Here is a 237-nt window from a genome sequence, read left to right on the forward strand (position 1 = left end):
ACAAAGGCTTCTAAGCGGACACCCTTGACAGTTTTGGGCTTGATAGCGATGTATTTCCTGTTCAAAACCATTTTTTGTTTCCCTTTTACAAGTGCCAATGTTTGTCATGGCCTGTCCCATGGGGCAATAATAGGTGTCCGTTCTGCATATGGTCGTCCTTCATTCTCATAAAAGTGGCATCGGGATCTGTCTTGCTATAACTGTTCCTTTCTTTTAAAATGGCCTCCTGCTTTTGGT

1 protein-coding gene is annotated in these 237 nt (G+C 43.0%); it reads right to left on the reverse strand.

Going from position 1 to position 237, the window contains the following annotated elements; translation table 11 throughout:
- On the reverse strand, positions 1-120 hold a 120-nt coding region (locus tag HC176_RS20455; protein ID WP_425338238.1), incomplete at its 3' end, for a hypothetical protein.
- Positions 121-237 lie beyond the last annotated feature (117 nt).

It is taken from the genome of Tamlana crocina, from assembly GCF_012037625.1.